This window comes from Actinokineospora auranticolor (assembly GCF_002934265.1).
Taxonomy (GTDB): Bacteria; Actinomycetota; Actinomycetes; order Mycobacteriales; family Pseudonocardiaceae; genus Actinokineospora; species Actinokineospora auranticolor.
On the sequence record NZ_PTIX01000003.1, the window covers coordinates 509,886 to 527,662 of the forward strand.

General features: G+C 72.0%; 12 protein-coding genes. 10 read left to right on the plus strand and 2 right to left on the minus strand.

Annotated elements, in window-relative coordinates; translation table 11 throughout:
* Positions 1-22: 22 nt before the first annotated feature.
* Both CLV40_RS08500 and hutI read left to right on the plus strand, forming a co-directional pair.
* Complete coding sequence (locus tag CLV40_RS08500) at positions 23-1,303, plus strand: formimidoylglutamate deiminase (protein WP_104478270.1); 1,281 nt, start codon at positions 23-25, stop codon at positions 1,301-1,303.
* 105 nt (positions 1,304-1,408) lie between these two features.
* Positions 1,409-2,566: an imidazolonepropionase gene (gene hutI / locus CLV40_RS08505; RefSeq protein WP_104478271.1), complete on the plus strand. Its 1,158-nt coding sequence runs from the start codon at positions 1,409-1,411 to the stop codon at positions 2,564-2,566.
* On the opposite strand, the gene CLV40_RS08510 is transcribed toward hutI, so the two are convergent.
* Positions 2,514-5,132, minus strand: coding sequence for an NACHT domain-containing protein (locus tag CLV40_RS08510; RefSeq protein WP_104478272.1), 2,619 nt, complete (start codon positions 5,130-5,132; stop codon positions 2,514-2,516). The genes hutI and CLV40_RS08510 overlap by 53 nt on opposite strands.
* A gap of 97 nt (positions 5,133-5,229) precedes the next feature.
* Here CLV40_RS08510 and CLV40_RS08515 point away from each other — a divergent pair, with 97 nt between their 5' ends.
* From CLV40_RS08515 to CLV40_RS08550, 8 genes are all read left to right on the plus strand, one after another.
* Positions 5,230-6,222 (plus strand): aldo/keto reductase, encoded by a 993-nt coding sequence (locus CLV40_RS08515; protein ID WP_104478273.1) that lies wholly within the window; start codon positions 5,230-5,232, stop codon positions 6,220-6,222.
* Positions 6,223-6,655: 433 nt separating this feature from the next.
* A complete protein-coding gene (locus CLV40_RS08520; protein ID WP_146107966.1) occupies positions 6,656-6,976 on the plus strand; it encodes a hypothetical protein in 321 nt (106 codons plus the stop codon).
* 83 nt (positions 6,977-7,059) lie between these two features.
* The gene (locus tag CLV40_RS08525) at positions 7,060-8,679 is read left to right on the plus strand and encodes a SulP family inorganic anion transporter (RefSeq protein WP_104478275.1); all 1,620 of its coding nucleotides are present in this window, start codon (positions 7,060-7,062) and stop codon (positions 8,677-8,679) included.
* Complete coding sequence (locus CLV40_RS08530) at positions 8,676-11,396, plus strand: YbcC family protein (protein WP_104478276.1); 2,721 nt, start codon at positions 8,676-8,678, stop codon at positions 11,394-11,396. Before CLV40_RS08525 ends, CLV40_RS08530 begins: the two co-directional genes overlap by 4 nt.
* On the plus strand, positions 11,393-12,616 hold the full coding sequence (locus tag CLV40_RS08535) for a proton-conducting transporter transmembrane domain-containing protein (RefSeq protein ID WP_245931165.1): 1,224 nt from the start codon (positions 11,393-11,395) through the stop codon (positions 12,614-12,616). The genes CLV40_RS08530 and CLV40_RS08535 overlap by 4 nt, the downstream gene beginning before the upstream one ends.
* 34 nt (positions 12,617-12,650) lie before the next feature.
* The gene (locus tag CLV40_RS08540; protein ID WP_104478277.1) at positions 12,651-13,829 is read left to right on the plus strand and encodes a hypothetical protein; all 1,179 of its coding nucleotides are present in this window, start codon (positions 12,651-12,653) and stop codon (positions 13,827-13,829) included.
* A 64-nt stretch (positions 13,830-13,893) separates the two neighbouring features.
* Entirely contained in the window at positions 13,894-17,007 is a 3,114-nt protein-coding gene (locus CLV40_RS08545; protein ID WP_425428229.1) for an NACHT domain-containing protein, read from the plus strand.
* Between the two features lie 20 nt (positions 17,008-17,027).
* Complete coding sequence (locus CLV40_RS08550) at positions 17,028-17,546, plus strand: hypothetical protein (RefSeq protein ID WP_245931166.1); 519 nt, start codon at positions 17,028-17,030, stop codon at positions 17,544-17,546.
* 6 nt (positions 17,547-17,552) lie between these two features.
* On the opposite strand, the gene CLV40_RS08555 is transcribed toward CLV40_RS08550, so the two are convergent.
* Positions 17,553-17,732: a DUF6104 family protein gene (locus tag CLV40_RS08555; RefSeq protein WP_104478279.1), complete on the minus strand. Its 180-nt coding sequence runs from the start codon at positions 17,730-17,732 to the stop codon at positions 17,553-17,555.
* Positions 17,733-17,777: the final 45 nt, after the last annotated feature.

A 17,777-nucleotide genomic window follows, 5' to 3' on the forward strand; every position in this document is an offset into this window, starting at 1 on the left:
CAGTCGATGTATCGGAGGCCCGATGACCGCGTACTGGTGCGCGTCCGCCTGGCTGCCTGCGGGCCTTGCCTCCGGTGTGCTCGTCGAGGTCGTCGGCGGCACAATCCAAAGTGTGTCCACTGTGGATCGACCGGCGGGCGCGGTGACGTTGCCCGGGGTCGTGTTCCCGGGCTTCGCCAACGCGCACTCGCACGCCTTCCACCGGGCGCTGCGGGGCCGCACCCACGGCGACGGCGGCACGTTCTGGACCTGGCGCACGCGGATGTACGAGCTGGCCGGGCGGCTCGACCCCGACTCGTACTTCCGCCTCGCCCGCGCCGCCTACGCCGAGATGGCCCTGGCCGGTATCACCTGCGTGGGCGAGTTCCACTACCTGCACCACACCCCCGGCGGCAAGCGCTACGCCGACCCGAACGCCATGGGACACGCGCTCGCCGAGGCCGCGCGCGAGGCGGGCATCCGGCTGACCCTGCTGGACACCTGCTACCTCGCGGGCGGCATCGGCGAACCCGTGTCCGGCGAGCAGGTCCGCTTCTCCGACGGCGACGTGTTGTCCTGGGCTGCCCGGGTGGCCGACCTGCGCCCGGGCCCGGGATTCCGCGTCGGCGCGGCGATCCACTCCGTGCGCGCGGTGCCCAGGGAGGCGCTGCCCGTGGTGGCCGGGTTCGACGGACCGGTCCACGCGCACCTGTCCGAGCAGCCCGCCGAGAACGAGGCGTGCCTGGCCGCTTACGGCCGCACACCGACCCAGCTCCTCGCCGACGCCGGTGCGCTGGGCGAGCGCCTCACCGCCGTGCACGCCACCCACCTGACCCCCGAGGACATCGCGCTCCTCGGCGGTTCCCGCACCGGCGCCTGCCTGTGCCCCACCACCGAGGCCGACCTGGCCGACGGCATCGGCCCGGCCCGCGAACTCGCCGACGCCGGGTCGCCGCTGTCGCTGGGCAGCGACCAGCACGCCGTGGTGGACATGCTGCTGGAGGCCCGCGCCCTCGAGCACGGCGAGCGCCTGCGCACCGGTCAGCGCGGCCGGTTCACCCCGGCTGAGCTGGTCGCGACCATGACCGCGCACGCGGCCATCGGCTGGCCGGAAGCGGGCCGGATCGAACCCGGCGCCCCCGCCGACCTGGTCGCCGTCCGACTCGACTCCCCCCGCACCGCGGGGAGCCTGCCCGAGCAGGCACTGCTCACCGCCACAGCGTCCGATGTGGACACAGTGGTGGTCGGTGGGCGGGTTGTGGTCAGCGGCGGCGCGCACGTCCTGGGCGATGTGGGCGCGTTGCTGGCGGCGGCCGTCGGATGATCTGGGAATCGGGTGATGCACCAGACCAGGTGTATTTCCCGCCCCTCGGGGTCCCGGGCGGATACCGTTCGTCTTGGACCGGTGGTGCGTGGAGCGGAGGCGTGGATGAGCGTGTTGGTGGCCAATGTCGGCGAGCTGACCACCAATGACGACGAGCTCGGGGTCCTGACCGACGCGGCGTTAGTGCTGGAGGGCGACCGCGTCGCCTGGGTCGGCCCCGCGGCGTTCGCACCCCCGACCGACACCCGCGTCGACGCGGGCGGTCGAGCGGCGCTGCCGGGGTGGGTGGACAGCCACACCCACCTGGTGTTCGCGGGCGACCGCACGGAGGAGTTCGGCGCCCGCATGGCGGGCAAGCCCTACCGCGCGGGCGGCATCGCCACCACGGTCTCCGCCACCCGGGCGGCAACCGACGACGACCTGCGCGAGGTGCTCCGCCGCCACGTGGCCGAAGCGGTGTCGATGGGGACGACGTACCTGGAGACCAAGACGGGCTACGGCCTGACGGTCGAGGACGAGGTTCGCTCGGCCCGCATAGCGGCGGAGTTCGTGGACGAGGTGACCTACCTCGGCGCACACCTGGTGCCCCCGGGCGCCGACCCCGACGAGTACGTCGAGTTGGCGTCGGGGGAGATGCTGGAGGCGGTGGCCCCACTGGTCCGCTGGGCGGACGTCTTCTGCGAGACGGGCGCGTTCGACGAGGCCCAGTCGCGGAAGGTCCTGGGCAGCGCCCGCAAACTCGGTCTTGGGCTACGCGTGCACGGCAACCAGCTGGGCCCCGGCCCGGGTGTGCGGCTGGCCGTGGAGATGGGTGCGGCGAGCGTGGACCACTGCACGTACCTGACGGACTCCGATGTGGACGCCCTGGCCAACTCCGACACGGTCGCCACCCTCCTCCCGGCCTGCGACCTCTCCACTCGCCAGCCCCTCCCCGACGCCAGGGCCCTCATCGACGCGGGCGCCACGATCGCGTTGGCGAGCAACTGCAACCCAGGCTCGTCGTACACGTCGTCCATGGCCTTCTGCGTAACCACGGCAGTACTGCAAATGCGCCTCTCCGTAGCCGAAGCCGTCCGCGCCGCCACCCTCGGCGGAGCCCGCGCCCTCCGCCGCGACGACATCGGGGTCCTGCGCGTCGGAGCCCGCGCGGACCTCCAGCTGCTCAACGCGCCGTCGGTCACCCACCTGGCCTACCGCCCGGGAATCCCGCTCACCTGGGCGGTGTGGAGGGCAGGCTCCCCGGTCCATCTACCGCGAGGATGAGCATCTCGGCGGGCGAGTTCCACCGCCGTTCGAGGTGGGTGATCCCGGCCGCGATCTCCCGAAGGTGGCTGCGGTGCAGCTCGGTCGGCGCGTCAGCGGCCATGGTCAAGGCCAAGAGCCGGATCCGCGCCGCCAACTCGGGTGATACCGGTTGTCCGGCGCACGGTCCGTCCAGGAGTCGCGACAACCTGTTGAACCAGTTCACACTGGCTTCCATCGAGGGGAACTCCGGTGATGGCGCGACGGCGGCCACCAGGGTGGGCATTCGTGTGACGGCGGTCCACGCCTCGGTGCGCCATACGGATCGGTCTGGCCTGACCAGCGCCTCGCCCGGTGTGCGCCACGGCCAGCCGTCGAGGCCGTCCGCCATCTCCGCGTTCCACGGCCCCTGCTCCGGGCGCCAGAACGGGGAGGTGTTGATGACTCGGCCCACCGGGCCAAGAAGCAGGTCCCGGATGTTCGGCTCGGTCCGGTTGGACACGAGACAACCGGAGTGGGGTCCGGGAACCCGGTACTGGACGAACACGCCTTGCGACGCCGTATCGGCTTGGCGGTAGCGGGTCCAGGCCCGGATGTACGGTGCCAGGTACCTGTTGAAGTCCTCCGTTACTCGCAGGGCCAACTCCTCGGCGGTGACCAGCGCGGGGTCGGCGGACTCCGGGTGGACACGGAACCGGTGGCTGTCCGGAGCCGAGGTCCAGAGTGCGGAGTCGCGCACTGCCGGTGGCATCGCCGGGTCGTCCAACTCGGCTGCGGTCGGCAGGCGCAGCGCGGTGTCGCAGATCTCGGAAAGCCACTCCGCGAAGGCCTCGCCACCCGCGCCCGACACGCCGCGCGCGGGTTCCTCGCCGCGACCGGCGATGTACTCCCAACGTCCCGTGTCGGCGAGGAAGAGCCGGTAGAGGTTGGCCGGGACCGGGCGCCGCCACAGCGTTGCCCCCGAGGCCGTGCGCACGCCCTCGCGGTCCAGGCGCGCGGTCAGCGCCCGCGCGATGATCTGCCGCCGCAGTCCGGCGTTCGGGTCGCGCGCGGCCGAGTCGACCAGTTCGCTCAGCTCCGCGCGCAGGTCCGCGGCCAGGTCCACACCTTCGGCCAGGCAGTCGAAAGCCAGGGCCAAGGCGTTGACCGACTGGGCCGCCAGGCACGCGGTGATGATCGGGTCCGCCTCCGACGACGCCGTGTAGAGCAAGATCGTCTCGCGCCACCACGGGTCGTCCACTTTGTACACCAGGACCGAGTCGACCAGGTTCTTCTCGCGGATGTGCGCGGCGGCCAGGTATTCCTGGAAGGTCAGGTGGGCGAAGGCGTACTGGTTCCGCTCCCACTCCACCAGGAGACCGTCCGAGATGACTTCACGGAAGTAGTCCTCGGCGCTGATCGGGGTCGACAGCCTGCGCAGTGATTCGGTGAACCTCGCGACAACGACCTGGTGGGGGAGTTGGCGGATGCCCTCGGACATCATCTTGAACGCGATGTCCCGCAGCAGCACCAACTTGTACGTGCTGTACCGGCCGACCGGGAGGCTCTTCGCCTTCTGCCGCTGCCACAGCATGACCTCGCAGATCTCCTGGTACAGATCCGCCCGCGACCCCGGCAGCGCGCCGCGGAAGCGGTGCACGGTGGCGATCATGGTGAGCAGCAGCGGGTTGACCGTGAGGTCGGTCAGGGACGGGGCCGCGTCGAGGCGCGAGAGGAGATCGGTGGCGTCGGCGTCGGCGCGAGCGCGCGCCTGGCTCGCCGTCTCGCCGTCGCCGGGTTGGATGAGGGCGGCGTACCAGCCGTGGACGAACGCGCGCACCTGGTCGGCGGTGAACGGGCGGACCTGGAGGACCTTGGCGCCGTCGACCGGCCCGTCGAGGTAGCCGAGCGGGCGGGAGGTGAGGACGAAGTCGTTCCCGGGGTACTGCCGGACCTGGCTGTCCACCCACGCCGACACCCGCACCCGGTCCTCGGACCGGGCCACCTCGTCCAGACCGTCGAACATGACCACGCAGCGGCCCGCGGCCAACTGCTTGTCGAACCACCCATCGGGCTCGCTCTCGGCCAGGGCACCCAGGCGGCCGCGAACCAACTCCGGCAGGTCGGTCCCCGCCAGCAGGTCCTTGACGTGGTCACGCAGGTAGAGCAGCACCGGGACCGGGCGGAATCGCCCCTTGGACCGGCAGATGTCCCGCGCGGTCTTGCGCAGCAGGGTCGTCTTGCCGCTGCCCGGGCCACCGAGGACCGCGAGGATCCGAGGCCGTTTCCCGTCGAGGAAGTTGTCGAAGGGGTGTCGATCGCCCGTCGGGACCCCGGCCACCAAGGCCGTGCCGACCTGCTGGGGCGCTCGGACCGTGACGCTGACGTCGATGTACCCGTCGTCGAAACCGATGCCGGAGTGGCCGAGCGTCTGCAGACCCTTGAGGTCGATGTAGCGCAGCGTGGTGAGCACGAACTCCCGGTACCGGAACTCGAACCCGCGCGGCGCGCGCTTGCGAGGGCGCACGACCCTCACGAGCATGGCGATGCCCGTGCCCGCGCCCAAAACGCCCACCGCGGCCACCAACACCTCGGCAATGCCCGCCACTCCGGCTCCGTTCGTTGATCTCCCCGGGGGTGTCGGTCGGGGCGGCGCCACCGTTTCTCCCCCTGAGCTGGAGCGACTCCGGGGTTAGGTTGGAGCCATGGAGTACACCCACCTCGGCCGCAGCGGCCTGTCGGTTTCCCGGCTGGTCCTCGGCACGATGAACTTCGGTCCGCACACGACCGAACCGGACAGCCACGCCATCATGGACCGGGCGCTGGAGCTCGGCCTGAACTTCTTCGACTCGGCCAACGTCTACGGCTGGCAGCAGGGGGAGGGGATCACCGAGCAGATCATCGGCCGGTGGTTCGCCCAGGGGGGTGGGCGGCGGGAGAAGACGGTCCTGGCCACCAAGCTCTACGGCAGCATGGGGGACTGGCCCAACCAGAACCTGCTCTCCGCCCTCAACATCCGCAACGCGGTCGAGGGGTCCCTCAAGCGCCTGAAGACCGACTACATCGACCTCTACCAGATGCACCACATCGACCGCGCGACGCCGTGGGAGGAGATCTGGGAGGCGTTCACCGTCCTGCGCCAGCAGGGCAAGGTGCTCTACTTCGGGTCGTCCAACTTCGCGGGCTGGCACATCGCGCAGGCGCAGGAGGCGGCGCGGGACCGGCACTTCCTCGGGTTGGTGTCCGAGCAGTCCATCTACAACCTGCTGACCCGGTGGGTCGAGCTGGAGGTGCTGCCCGCCGCCAAGCACTACGGGCTCGGGGTCATCCCGTGGTCGCCGCTGCACGGCGGGTTGTTGGGCGGGGTTCTGCGCAAGCAGCGGGAAGGTGGTGCGGCGCGCGGGACGACCGGTCGTTCGGCCGACGCCCTCGAAGCGCACCGCGGCACCATCGAGGCCTACGAGAAGTTCTGCGCCGACCTCGGTGAGGACCCGGCGCACGTGGGGTTGGCCTGGCTGCTGGCCCAGGACGGCGTCACCGCCCCGATCATCGGGCCGCGCACGGCCGAGCAGCTCGACGGTTCCCTGCGGGCACTGGAGATCACGCTCGACGCGGACACCCTCGCCCGCCTGGACGAGCTGTTCCCCGCCCCCGGCCCCAACGGCGCCAAGCCCGCCCCGGAGGCCTACGCCTGGTAGTCCAGGACTGGAATCCCCCGATCCCGCACCGGGATCGGGGGATTCTCTTTGCGGTCCTCAAGGGACTGTGGGTAAGATTCGGCTAAATAGCGCCACTATCTCGTCAGGAATGGTCAAAGGGTCCGATCATCGGACCGGCGCGTTCCCATCATGCGGACCTGACAACAACCCTCTGCCGCCTCGGTGTCACCCCCGGTGACCGATCGGCCGGGCGCGCGACCAGCGCCGGGAGTCCGGTAATTCGGCAAAAAGGACATCCGCCTTGGGCGTTCCGAGACGCATTGTCACTTTGTGTTTAAACGCGAATACTGTCCACTTGACGGTGGTTCCGGCGTGCCGACATGATCGGTAAGTTCCTGCGCGCCAACGGCGGCGCATTCTGCGAATGGTCGAACTATTCGCGAGAGCTCTTTTGCGAGGGGGGTTGGTCAGCGTGCGCGCGCTCCGGGCACCCGCCATCCTCCTGTTCGCCGCCGTCGCCGTCCTGCTCGGCAGCAGCCCCGCGTTCGCCAACGCGGCCCACCACCACGCCGCGGCCGCCGAGCACACCGCCGCGACCCAGCACCCCGCGCTCCGCTGCGCCCAGACGGTCGCGGTCGAGCAGGAGCAGAACCCCCACCACGACCTCGTTCCGCCCGCCGAGAGCGACCCGTCCCGGTCACCGGGAGTGCGGGTCGCGGCCGGTCCGATGGCCATCCCGGCCGAACCGGACGGCGCGGCCTGGGGCGCGAGGGGACCACCCCGCACGCGCTGAACCCCGCGCGTCACCCCCTGCCCAACCCCGCCGCGCCGTCTGCGGCGAGGTGGTCCCGCCGTGCCCGAAAAAGGAAGATCGACATGTCGGAGCAAATCGACCAATCGGTTCGCAGACCGCTCGACCCACCCGCGAAGCGCTTTCCGGTCGGCGATCTCAAGTCCGGTTTCCTGGTCTCGCTGATCGCACTCCCGCTGTGCCTGGGTATCGCCCTGGCCAGCGGCTTCCCACCCGTTGCCGGCGTGCTCACCGCCATTGTCGGCGGCATTCTCGGCGGCCTGCTCGGCGGCGCCCCGCTGACCATCAAGGGCCCGGCCGCCGGTCTGATCGTGATCGCCGTCGGCGCGGTGCACGACCTCGGGCAGGGCGACCTGGCGGCGGGCTACCGGCGAGCGCTGGCCGTCGGCGTGGTCGCCGCCGTGATCCAGATCCTGTTCGCCCTGGTCCGCGCGGCGGGCATCGGCGTGGCCATGTCCCCGTCGGTCGTGCACGGCATGCTGGCCGCCATCGGCGTGATCATCATCGCCAAGCAGGCGCACGTGGTGCTCGGCGTGAAACCCAAGGCGGAGTCCCCGCTCGGCCTGCTCGCCGAGATCCCGCACAGCGTCGCGCACGCCAACCCGCTGGTCGTGGTCATCGGCGTGCTCGCGCTGCTCATCCTGTTCGGGCTGCCGCTGGTCAAGGCCCGGTGGAGCAAGGTCGTGCCCGCGCCGCTGATCGTGCTGGCCGTGGCCGTGCCGATCGGGCTGTGGCTGCACCTGTCGAGCCCGCACGACTACCGCTTCGCCGAGTCGACCTTCCACCTCGGCCCCGAGTTCCTGGTCAAGCTGCCCGGCTCGCTGCTCGACGCGGTCACCTTCCCCGACTTCTCCCAGGTCTTCAGCGGCACGTCGCTGCAGTACGTGGCGATGTTCGCGCTGATCGGCACCATCGAGTCGACGCTGACCGTGCTCGCCGTCGACTCCATGGACCCGGCCAAGAAGCCCTCGGACCTCAACCGCGACCTGTTCGCCATCGGCGCGGGCAACCTCACCTCGGCGTTCATCGGCGGCCTGCCGATGATCTCCGAGATCGTGCGCAGCAAGGCGAACCTGGACGCGGGCGCCAAGAGCCGCTGGTCCAACGTCTGCCACGGCGCCATCCTGCTGCTCTGCGTCGCGCTGATCCCCGGCCTGGTGCAGACGATCCCGCTCGCCGCGCTGGCCGCCATGCTGGTGTACACCGGTTTCCGGCTGGCGTCGCCGAAGGAGCTCGTGCACGTAGGCAAGCTCGGCTGGGACCAGCTCCTGCTGTTCCTGACCACCCTGCTGGTCACCCTGGCCACCGACCTGCTCATGGGCGTCGCCGCCGGTCTGGTCCTCAAGATCGCACTGCACCTGGCCCGGGGCGTGCCGCCGCTGGCGCTGCTGCGACCCCGGCCTCAGGTCACCCGCGACGGCGACGTGCTGCGGCTGCGCGTCCCCGGTGCCGCCGTGTTCCCCGCGCTGCTCCCGTTGCGCCGCGCCATCGCCAAGGCCGGGGACGGCGTCACGGAGGTGGTCGTCGACGTCCGCGACGCCGCGGTGGTCGACCACACCTTCCTCGCTCGCCTCGACCAACTGGCCAAGGAACTCCCCGACGCCACGCTGCGCGTGGAGGGACTCGAGGACTTGACCGCGGTGTCGAGCGACCCGCAATCGCTGCGCAGACGGCGGCGGTCATGAACGAACGCATCGCCGAACTGCTCGAGGAAGCCGCGCACCTGCTCCCCGAACAGGGACCGCTGCAGACTTTCGTGCACCACAACACCTTGCACGCCTTCGAACACCTGCCGTTCGCCGACGCGGTGGTGCGGGCGGGCGCGCTCTTCGGCGCCGAACCGTTCCCGTCCGAGGACGAACTGCACGGGTACGTCGTCGAGGGCCGCATCGCCCCGGCCGACCTGGACGCCGTGGTGGCCGCCGAGGTCGCCGACGACGGCGTGCCGGTCGTGCCGGGTGGTCCGACCCGCCGCCAGTTCCACGCGCGGCGGCTGCGGCACCTGGTCGTCGTGCCGCGCGGTCCCGCGCTGCGCTGGTTGTTGGCCGAATCCGGGGACCTGGGGCCGGTGTGGGCGGCGCTGCTGGCCGCCGCGCCGCGCGTCGTCCCGGCGGCCGACCCGACCCCGCGCCCCCGGGACCGGGTGCTGGCCGAGACCGGCGTCGACACCGACCGGCTCACGCACCCGGTGCTCACCCGGCTCGCCGCCGCTTTCCTCGACCAGGGCGTGGCCTACTGGCCGATGCACAACCGGGACAAGGGTTTCCTGGACGCCTTCCGCGGTCTCTACGGCCGCGCGGGCGGCCCGCCGGACCGGTTCCTGCGCGGGCTCGGGGACTGCCTGCGCGCGCAGTCCGATTGGGACGCCGAGCGCGTGATCGCGTGGGCGCTCACCGAACTGGACGTGCCGGAGCCGGAGTGGGGCGACGCCGTCCTCGCCACGCTGCTGTCCCTGCGCGGCTGGGCGGGCATGGTGCGGCAGTTCGAGACGCGGCCCGACCGCGCTCCGGTCGCCGCGCACCCGGCCCGGCTGGCCGACTACCTCGCCGTGCAGCTGACCCTGGACCTGTTCGCGCTCCGGCGCGTGCTGGCGAACACCACCCGGCACCTGGTCGTCGAGGTCACCGCGCGGCCGGACGTCGAGCTGGCGTACGAGGCGTTCGTGCTGGCCGAGCTGATGGGGGTCGACCCCACGCCCGCCCCGGCCGCCTGGCTGTCCCTGGTCGGCGGCTGCGACGAGGTCGAGCGCAGGCGGCTGCTGCACGCCGCCTACGAGCGCAGGCACCGCATCGGCGTGCTCGACGGGCTCGCCGCGCACCAGAACGTGTCCACACCGGACACGCCGCCGGTCCGGTTCCAGGCCGTGTTCTGCATCGACGAGCGCGAGGAGTCGCTGCGGCGGCACCTGGAGGAACACCACCCCGGCGCGGAGACCTTCGGGTTCGCGGGGTTCTTCGGCGTCGCGATGAACTACCAGGGCCTGCACGACGTCCGGCCGCGTCCACTGTGTCCGGTCGTGGTCACGCCGAACCACGACGTCCGGGAGCGGGCCGTCGCTCCGGCGCGGACGTTCGTGCGCCGCGCCCACGCGGGCTGGACCCACCACGTCGCCGTCGGCAGCCGCACCCTGGCGCGCGGCGGTGTGCTGAGCGTGGCCATGGGGGTGGCGGGGCTGTGCTCGCTCGTCACCCGCTGCCTGTTCCCCCGGCACGCCCACCGCTGGGCGCACCGGCTGGCGGGTCGGCACCCGGTGACCCGGCTGGAACTGGGCTACACCACCGACGAGATGGCGGGCATCGTCGGGACCGTGCTGCGCACCACCGGTGTGCTGGCCGCGCCCGCGCCGGTCGTGGTCCTGGTCGGGCACGGTTCGTCCAGCATGAACAACCCGCACGAGTCCGCGCACGACTGCGGCGCCACCGGCGGTGGCCGCGGCGGTCCCAACGCCCGCGCGTTCGCCGCCATGGCCAACCACCCGGAAGTCCGAAGTAGACTCGGTTTGCCGGAGGGTACCTGGTTCGTCGGCGCCTACCACAACACGTGCGACGACACCATGACCTACTTCGACGAGGACCTGGTCCCCGAACGGTTCCGCGCCGACCTGGCGCGCGCCCAGGACGCGCTGGCCGACGCCTGCGTGCTGGCCGCGCACGAGCGCTGCCGCCGCTTCGAGACCGCCGCGCCGGACCTGTCACTCGCCGACGCGCTCGCGCACGCCGAGACCCACGCCGTGGACCTCGGCCAGCCGCGACCGGAGTACGGGCACGCCACCAACGCCGTGTGCGTCGTCGGTCGCCGCTCCCGCACCCGGGGCCTCTACCTCGACCGACGCGCGTTCCTGGTCTCCTACGACCCCGCCGCCGACCCCGACGACGCGCTGCTCACGTCGCTGCTGCTCGCCGTCGGCCCGGTCTGCGCCGGGATCAACCTGGAGTACTACTTCAGCTACGTCGACCCGGCCCGCTACGGCTGCGGCACCAAGCTGCCGCACAACATCACCGGCCTGCTCGGCGTGATGGACGGGCACTCGTCCGATCTGCGCACCGGTTTGCCTTGGCAGATGGTCGAAATCCACGAGCCCGTGCGGCTGCTGCTGGTCGTGGAGGCCACCCCGGAGCGGTTGTCGGCGATCCTGGCCGCGCACGCGAACCTGGCCCGGCTGGTCGGCAACGGCTGGATCCAGCTCGTCGCGTGGACCGAGGGCAACGACATGCACCTCTACCAGGACGGCGCTTTCCAGCCGTACACGCCGGAAACGGCGGAGTTCCCGGTGGTGGAGCGCTCGTCCCAGGTCTACGCGGGCCACCGCGGCCACCTCGGCCCCGCGCACGTGCTGCCGGGCGCCCCGATCCCGGTCCCGGCGCTCGACTTCGTGCCGGGTTTCCCGCAGGAGGTCCGGTGACCGCGCTGCTCCTGGCGGCGGCGGGCGCACCGCTGCTGGCCTTCCTGGGACTGGGCGCGGTGATGTGGTCCGGTCGCGTGCTTCCGGAGTCCACTGTGTCCGGTGTGGTGATCGGCGCCTCGGTGCTGTCCGCCTCGGCCGGGACCGCGCTGGCCGTGCTGTGCGCCGTGCGCGGACCGGCCACGGTGGCGCTGGGTTCCTGGTTCCCGGGTTTCCCGTTGCTGCTCACCGCCGACCGGCTGTCGATCCCGATCGCCATCCTGGGCGCCCTGCTCGGCTGCCTGATCGGCGCGTTCTCGCAGCGGTACCTGCACCGCGACCCCGGCTACCGCCGCTTCTACCTGCTGCTCGCGCTGTTCGTCGCGGCGGTGGAACTGGTCGTGCTCGCCGGGACGCTGGACCTGCTGGTCGTCGGCTGGGAGCTGGCGGGCCTCGCCTCCGCGCTGCTGATCGCCTACTTCCACCACCGGCCGGGCCCGGTCGCGCACGGGCTCCGGGCCTTCATCACCTACCGGGTCAGCGACATCGGGCTCGTCGCGGCCGTCGCCGTGCACCACAGCGGCGGCAGCCCCGCCCTCGTCGGGTTGTTGTTGCTGTGGGCGGCCATGGGCAAGGCAGCGCAGCTCCCGTTCAGCGGCTGGCTACCGCGCGCGATGGAGGGACCGACGCCGTCCAGCGCGATCTGCTACGGCGCGGTGTCGGTCAGCCTCGGGCCGTACCTGTTGCTGCGCAACGGTGTGACCGGGCCCGCGGTGGTCGCGGTCGGTGTCGTCACCGCCGTCTACGCGACGCTCGCGGGACGGGTGCAGACCGACATCAAGAGCACCCTCGCCTACGCGTCGATGACCCAGATCGCCTTGGTCTTCGTGGAAGTCGGGCTCGGCTGGGACACCGTCGCCGTGGTCCACCTGATCACCCACGCGGTCCTGCGCAGCGGCCAGATCCTGCGGTCCCCGAGCCTGCTGCACGACCACCACCACCTGGAACAGGCCCTCGGCGGCCCCCTGCCGCGCACCGGCAGGCACTTCGAGCGCGTCGTACCGGAACCGCTCCGCGCTTGGCTGTACCGGTTCGCCCTGGAACGCGCCTACGTGGACGCGTTCCTGCTCGACCGCGTGATCGGCCCGCTGACCCGCGTCGGCCAACGCGCCGCCGCGGCCGACGACCACCTGGCGCGGAGGATGAGCGCCACCCGGCCGCCGGTCCACGCTGCGAACTGATCCCGCCGCACCGACCCACCTGGAAGAGACCTCGATGATCGCCCTGGTTCCCCTGGCCGCGGCCGCCCTGTGGCTGGCGGCCGCCGCCGTCGCGGGCCGCGCCCCGGACACCCGGTCGTCCCGCCGCGCCGCCACCCGCGTCGGCTCCGCCGCCGTCGCCACGTCGGTGCTGGGGCTGCTCCTCCCCGACACCGTGTCGACGTGGCAGGTGACGGCGTCGACGGTCGCGGTGAGCCTGGCCGGGCTCATGGTCGCCGCCATGAGCCCGGTCGCCACCCACACCCCCGCGGTGCTGGCGCGGGCGTTGGCGGTCGTGTCCATCTCTTGTGGACTATTGGCGTTCCGGGTCGACGGCGTCGACGTCCTGCTGTGGGCGGTATCGGCCTGGCTTGTGTGGTCGGCGCTACGGGGCCGCGCGGACGGCCTGGACCGGCTTTTCGTCGTCTACCAGGCCCCCGCGGTCCTGCTGCTCGGGCTGGGGGAGGTTCTGCCGGGCGCGCTGGGCGACGTCGTCACCACAATCGCCGTCGTGACGAGGCTGGCGGTCATCCCCCTGCACGGCTGGCTGCCCCGGTTCGTCGACCGTGCGCCGGTGGGTTTGGTTGTCGCCTTCGTGGTCACGCCGGTACCCGTACCGTCCGCTGTGGTCGGAATGTGGTTGGGCGCGGCGACCGCCCTGCTTGGCGCGCTCGTCGCCGTATCCCTGGCGGACGCACGGAAAGCCTTGGGATACCTGCTGATCAGCGTGCACGGACTCTTACTCGTCGGCGCCTCCCAGGCGGTGGTCGCGGTCAGCGCAGCGGCACTGACAATGACCGTCGGCGCCGTCGCGGCCCGCCGGGACGGCCTCCTCTACGGCACCCCCGGCGGCGACCTCGCCCGCACCCCCCGGCTGGCCTTCGCCTACCTGGTCTTCGGCCTAGCGCTCGCGGGCTTCCCCCTGCTCCCCGGCTTCGCCGACGAGCACCACTACCTGAACGCCGCACCCCCGCTCGTAGTGGCCTGCGCGATCGCTGCCATGGCCCTGGTAGGCATCACCGCCATGCGCGGCTTCCTCGGCCTGTTCACCCACGCCAAGGCCGTGACCGGCGAACGCGACCTGACCCCGCTGGAGAACTACGCCGTCGCCTTGGCGCTGGCGGTCCTGGCGCTGACCGGCATCGCCCCCGGCCTCCTGCCGAGCACACACGTAGAGGTCACCGCCGAGCGCTAGGCAACGCTTTCCCTGTGTGCTCCGATGACTACAAGGAGCACACAGGGAGGACGCCATCAGCGGTATCGAGGCAGCGGCGCTCAAGGTTGGGGCTCAGGTCGCGAGTCAGGGCGCGCGGTTCTGGTTGGGGCGGCGGCGCAAGGTGACCGAGCGCGAGTCCAGTCTGGCCGACCTGGTCGCCGCCGAGGTCGCCGGGCCGTTGGACCGGGTCAAGGCGGCGAGTCTGGTCGAGCGGATCGGATACGGCGTGGCCGAGCAGTTGGCGCCCCTGGTCGAGCAGCGGTTCGGCACGCTGCCGCCCAACGAGGTCGAGGCCGCGACCCTGGCCGTGATCGATGTGCTCGACGACGTCGACCTCTCCGACGACGGCCTGCTCGCCGCCGACGCGGACGCCGAGGCCCTGGCCAAGCAGGTGCGCGCCCAGTTCCCCGACCACGCGCGGGCTGCGGGCCTGTCCGAGGCGGCCCGCCCGCTGTACGAGCTCGCGCTGGACCAGGCCTGCCGCTACCTCGTGCAGGTCCTGCGCCACCTGCCGACCTTCCAGCCCCGCGCACTCTCGGCCGTGCTGGGACGGCTCTCCACGGTCACCGAGCAGCTCGACCTGGTCCTCGGCCGCATCCCGACCACCAGCCTCTACGCCCCGCGCGGCACGGACCTCGACGCGGACTTCGAGGCCGAGTACCTCCGCGTCCTGGCTACCACCCTCGACCGGCTCGAGCTGCTCGGCCTCCCCGGCGACGAGCAGCCCACCCTCGCGCTGACCGTCGCCTACCTGAGCCTGAGCGTCTCGGACGAGTTCGGCCGCCCGCGCCGCCGCCGCCGGGATAGCACCCCGCTGAGGTTCGACCACCTGGGCGGCGTCCCGGACCAGACCGACGGCATCCCGGTCGAGTCCGCCATCGGCAAGCACGACCGGGTCCTGCTGCGCGGCGACGCGGGCTCCGGCAAGACGACCCTGCTGAGCTGGCTCGCGGTCCGCGCCGCCCGGCGGGAGCTCGGCGGCGCCCTGGCCGAGTGGAACGGCCGCGTCCCGTTCTTGATCCGCCTGCGCAGCCACGCCACCGGCCGACTGCCCGGCCCGGAGGACTTCGCGCGGGACGCGGCGCCCGGGCTCGCGGCGGTCATGCCGGAGGGCTGGGCGCACCGCCTGCTGCTGTCCGGCCGCGCGGTCCTGCTGGTGGACGGCGTCGACGAGGTCCTGCCCAGCCGCCGCCGGGCGGTGAAGAACTGGCTGCGCGACGACGTCCTCGCCGCCTATCCGCGGGCCCGCGTGGTGATCACCGCGCGCACCGCCGCCGCCGACCGCCGGTGGTTGGCCGCCGAGGGCTTCACCACGGTCACCCTCGAGTCGATGAGCCCCGCCAACGTCATCGCCTTCACCGACCGCTGGCACCGCGCCGCCGAGGCCACCGGCACCCACCTCGACATCACGGCCGCCGAGTGCCGCCTGCGCACCCAGCTGGAACGCAGCCACCTGCGAGAGCTGGCCGCGACCCCGCTGCTCTGCGCGATGCTGTGCGCGCTGAACCTGGCGCACCGCGCGGAACTGCCGCGCAACCGCATGGACCTCTATGCCAAGGCCCTGTCCATGCTCCTGCACTTCCGCGACGCCGAACGCGGCATCGCGGGCCTGCTGTCCGACACCGAGAAGCGCGTCCTGCTCCGCGACCTGGCCTGGCGCCTGACCCTGGCGAACCGCATCGAGTTCACCACCGAGCGGGCCTTGGAGCACCTGTCCACCAAGGTGCGCGCCATGCCGAACGTGTCCGAGGCCCCGGCCGCGCTGCTGGAGCACCTGGTGGAGCGCAGCGGGGTCCTGCGCTCCCCGGCCCCGGGCCAGGTGGACTTCGTGCACCGCACCTTCCAGGAGTACCTCGCCGCCGACGAGGCGATCCAGCAGCACCACGTGGACACCCTGATCGGCAACGCGCACCTGGACACCTGGTGGGACACGGTGATCATGGCCTGCGGCCACGCCACCGCCAAGCAGGCCGACGACCTGGTCACCGGCATCCTCGACCACGCGGAAGCCGAGGCGGAGCACTCCCGGCACCTGCGCCTGCTGGCCGCCGCCTGCCTGGAGACCATCCAGGACATCGCCAGCGAGACCCGCGACCGGGTCGACACGATGATCCGGCGCACGCTGGTCCCGCCAAAGGACCTGCGCGAGACGAAATCCCTGGCCGCCATCGGCCACCGCCTCCTGGGCTACCTGCCCAGGTCCCTGGACGAGTTCCCGGAGGCCACCGCCGCCGCCGTCGTCCGCGCGGCCGCGCTGACCGGTGCCAAGGAGGCGCTGCCCCGGCTGGCGGGCTACGCCGGGGACCCGAGGTACCAGGTCCAGCAGGAGGTCACCGCCGCGTGGAAGTTCTTCGACCCGGCCGCCTACGCGGATGAGGTCCTCGCCGAAGCCCCCCTGTTCGACGGGTGGATCAGCGTCACCTACCGCAGGCACCTGCCCCACCTGCACCGGCTCCGCAAGCTCACCAGCGTGGACGTCCGCCTGGACCTCAACCAGGGCCTGGAGAGCCTGCACGACCTCCAGGACGTCCGCCTGCTGAACCGGCTGTGGCTGCGCCTGCCCGCGCGGGCCACCTGCGACCTCGAACTGCTCACCGGGCACACCGGGCTGGAAAGCCTGCTGATCTGGGGGAAAGCCGAGGTCGTGGGCGTGCGGGCGCTGGCGGAGCTGGCCGGCATCGAGGACATCGGCGTCGCGGGGTGGCCCGCGCCCCTGTCGGCGTTCGGGTGCCTGCCCAGGCTGCAAACCCTGCGGTTGCTGGGCCGCCAGCGCTACGACCTGGCGCTGGAGCCGCTTCCCGGCGTGGTCCAACTGATGATCAACAGAAACCTGGCGGGCTGGATGGACCTGGACCTGCGCGCGCACTTCCCGGACTTGCGGCACCTGAGCCTGGTCGGCCTGCGCGCGCCCGCGCTCGACCGGCTGGCGGCGGTGGACCTCGTCAGCCTCAACCTGCACGGCTGCCGCGACATCGCCCTCGCGCCACTGCGCGAACACCCGACCCTCGAGTCGCTCGGTCTCACCGGGCTCAAGACCGTCGTCGACCTGACCGCGCTGGCGGGCCTCGACTGGGAGTTCCTCCTCGACCGCCAAGGCGAGTTCAAGGGACGCGAGGGCCTCGGCCCCCGCGTCCGGCTCTCGACGGCCTACTACTAGACCGGGCGTAGGGTCGGCACGTGGTGGGGGCACTGGTGTTCGGGTCGCGAGCCGGGTTCGGCGTGGAGTTCCACGTCGACCGGGACCCGGACCTGCTGTGCGTGGACCTCTTCGTCGGCGGGATCCACGTGGACGCGCGGGACAACGCGTTCTACCCGCCGCTGTTGGTCAAGAAGCTCAAGGACGAGCTCGGCCGTTTCCGCGCCCCGACCGCGCGGCCCGCGGACCTCACCTCGTCGCCGTTGGCGGCGTTCCGCATCGCTGAGGACTGGACGTACGACGACACCAAGGCCGGGGTGGAACTCGCGGCGCACCGATTCCTGGAGTGGGGCGAGTGCACCGATGACGTGCTCGCTTTCGCCTTCCCCGACGGGGACCGGATCCACCTCACCTGCCGGGTGTACGGCGACGAAGACCCGCGGGCGTCGACGGTGAGCCGAGCGTCGCTCGTCGAGACGCTGGAGCACAGTCTTGTTGTCGCCGAACGCGAATGGTCCGCGCGGCTCGCCATCCGCCTGCGGGCCAACGACACCCCGTAGCGCCGGTCAGTCCTCGAAATCGTCGTCGTCGCGGGCCAGGAAGGTGGCCAGGCGCTCGACGGCGGTCTCGAACTCCGGGTTGTTGTCGACGAAGGCGCGCATGCGGTCGGCCAGCCACGCGAGGCTGACCTGGTCCTCGCCGCGTCGCTCTTCCAGTTCTTCGATGCCGCGGTCGGTGAAGTACACCGGGTTCTCCTGGTAAACGGGGCGGGGCCGCCGGACGAGGTGTCC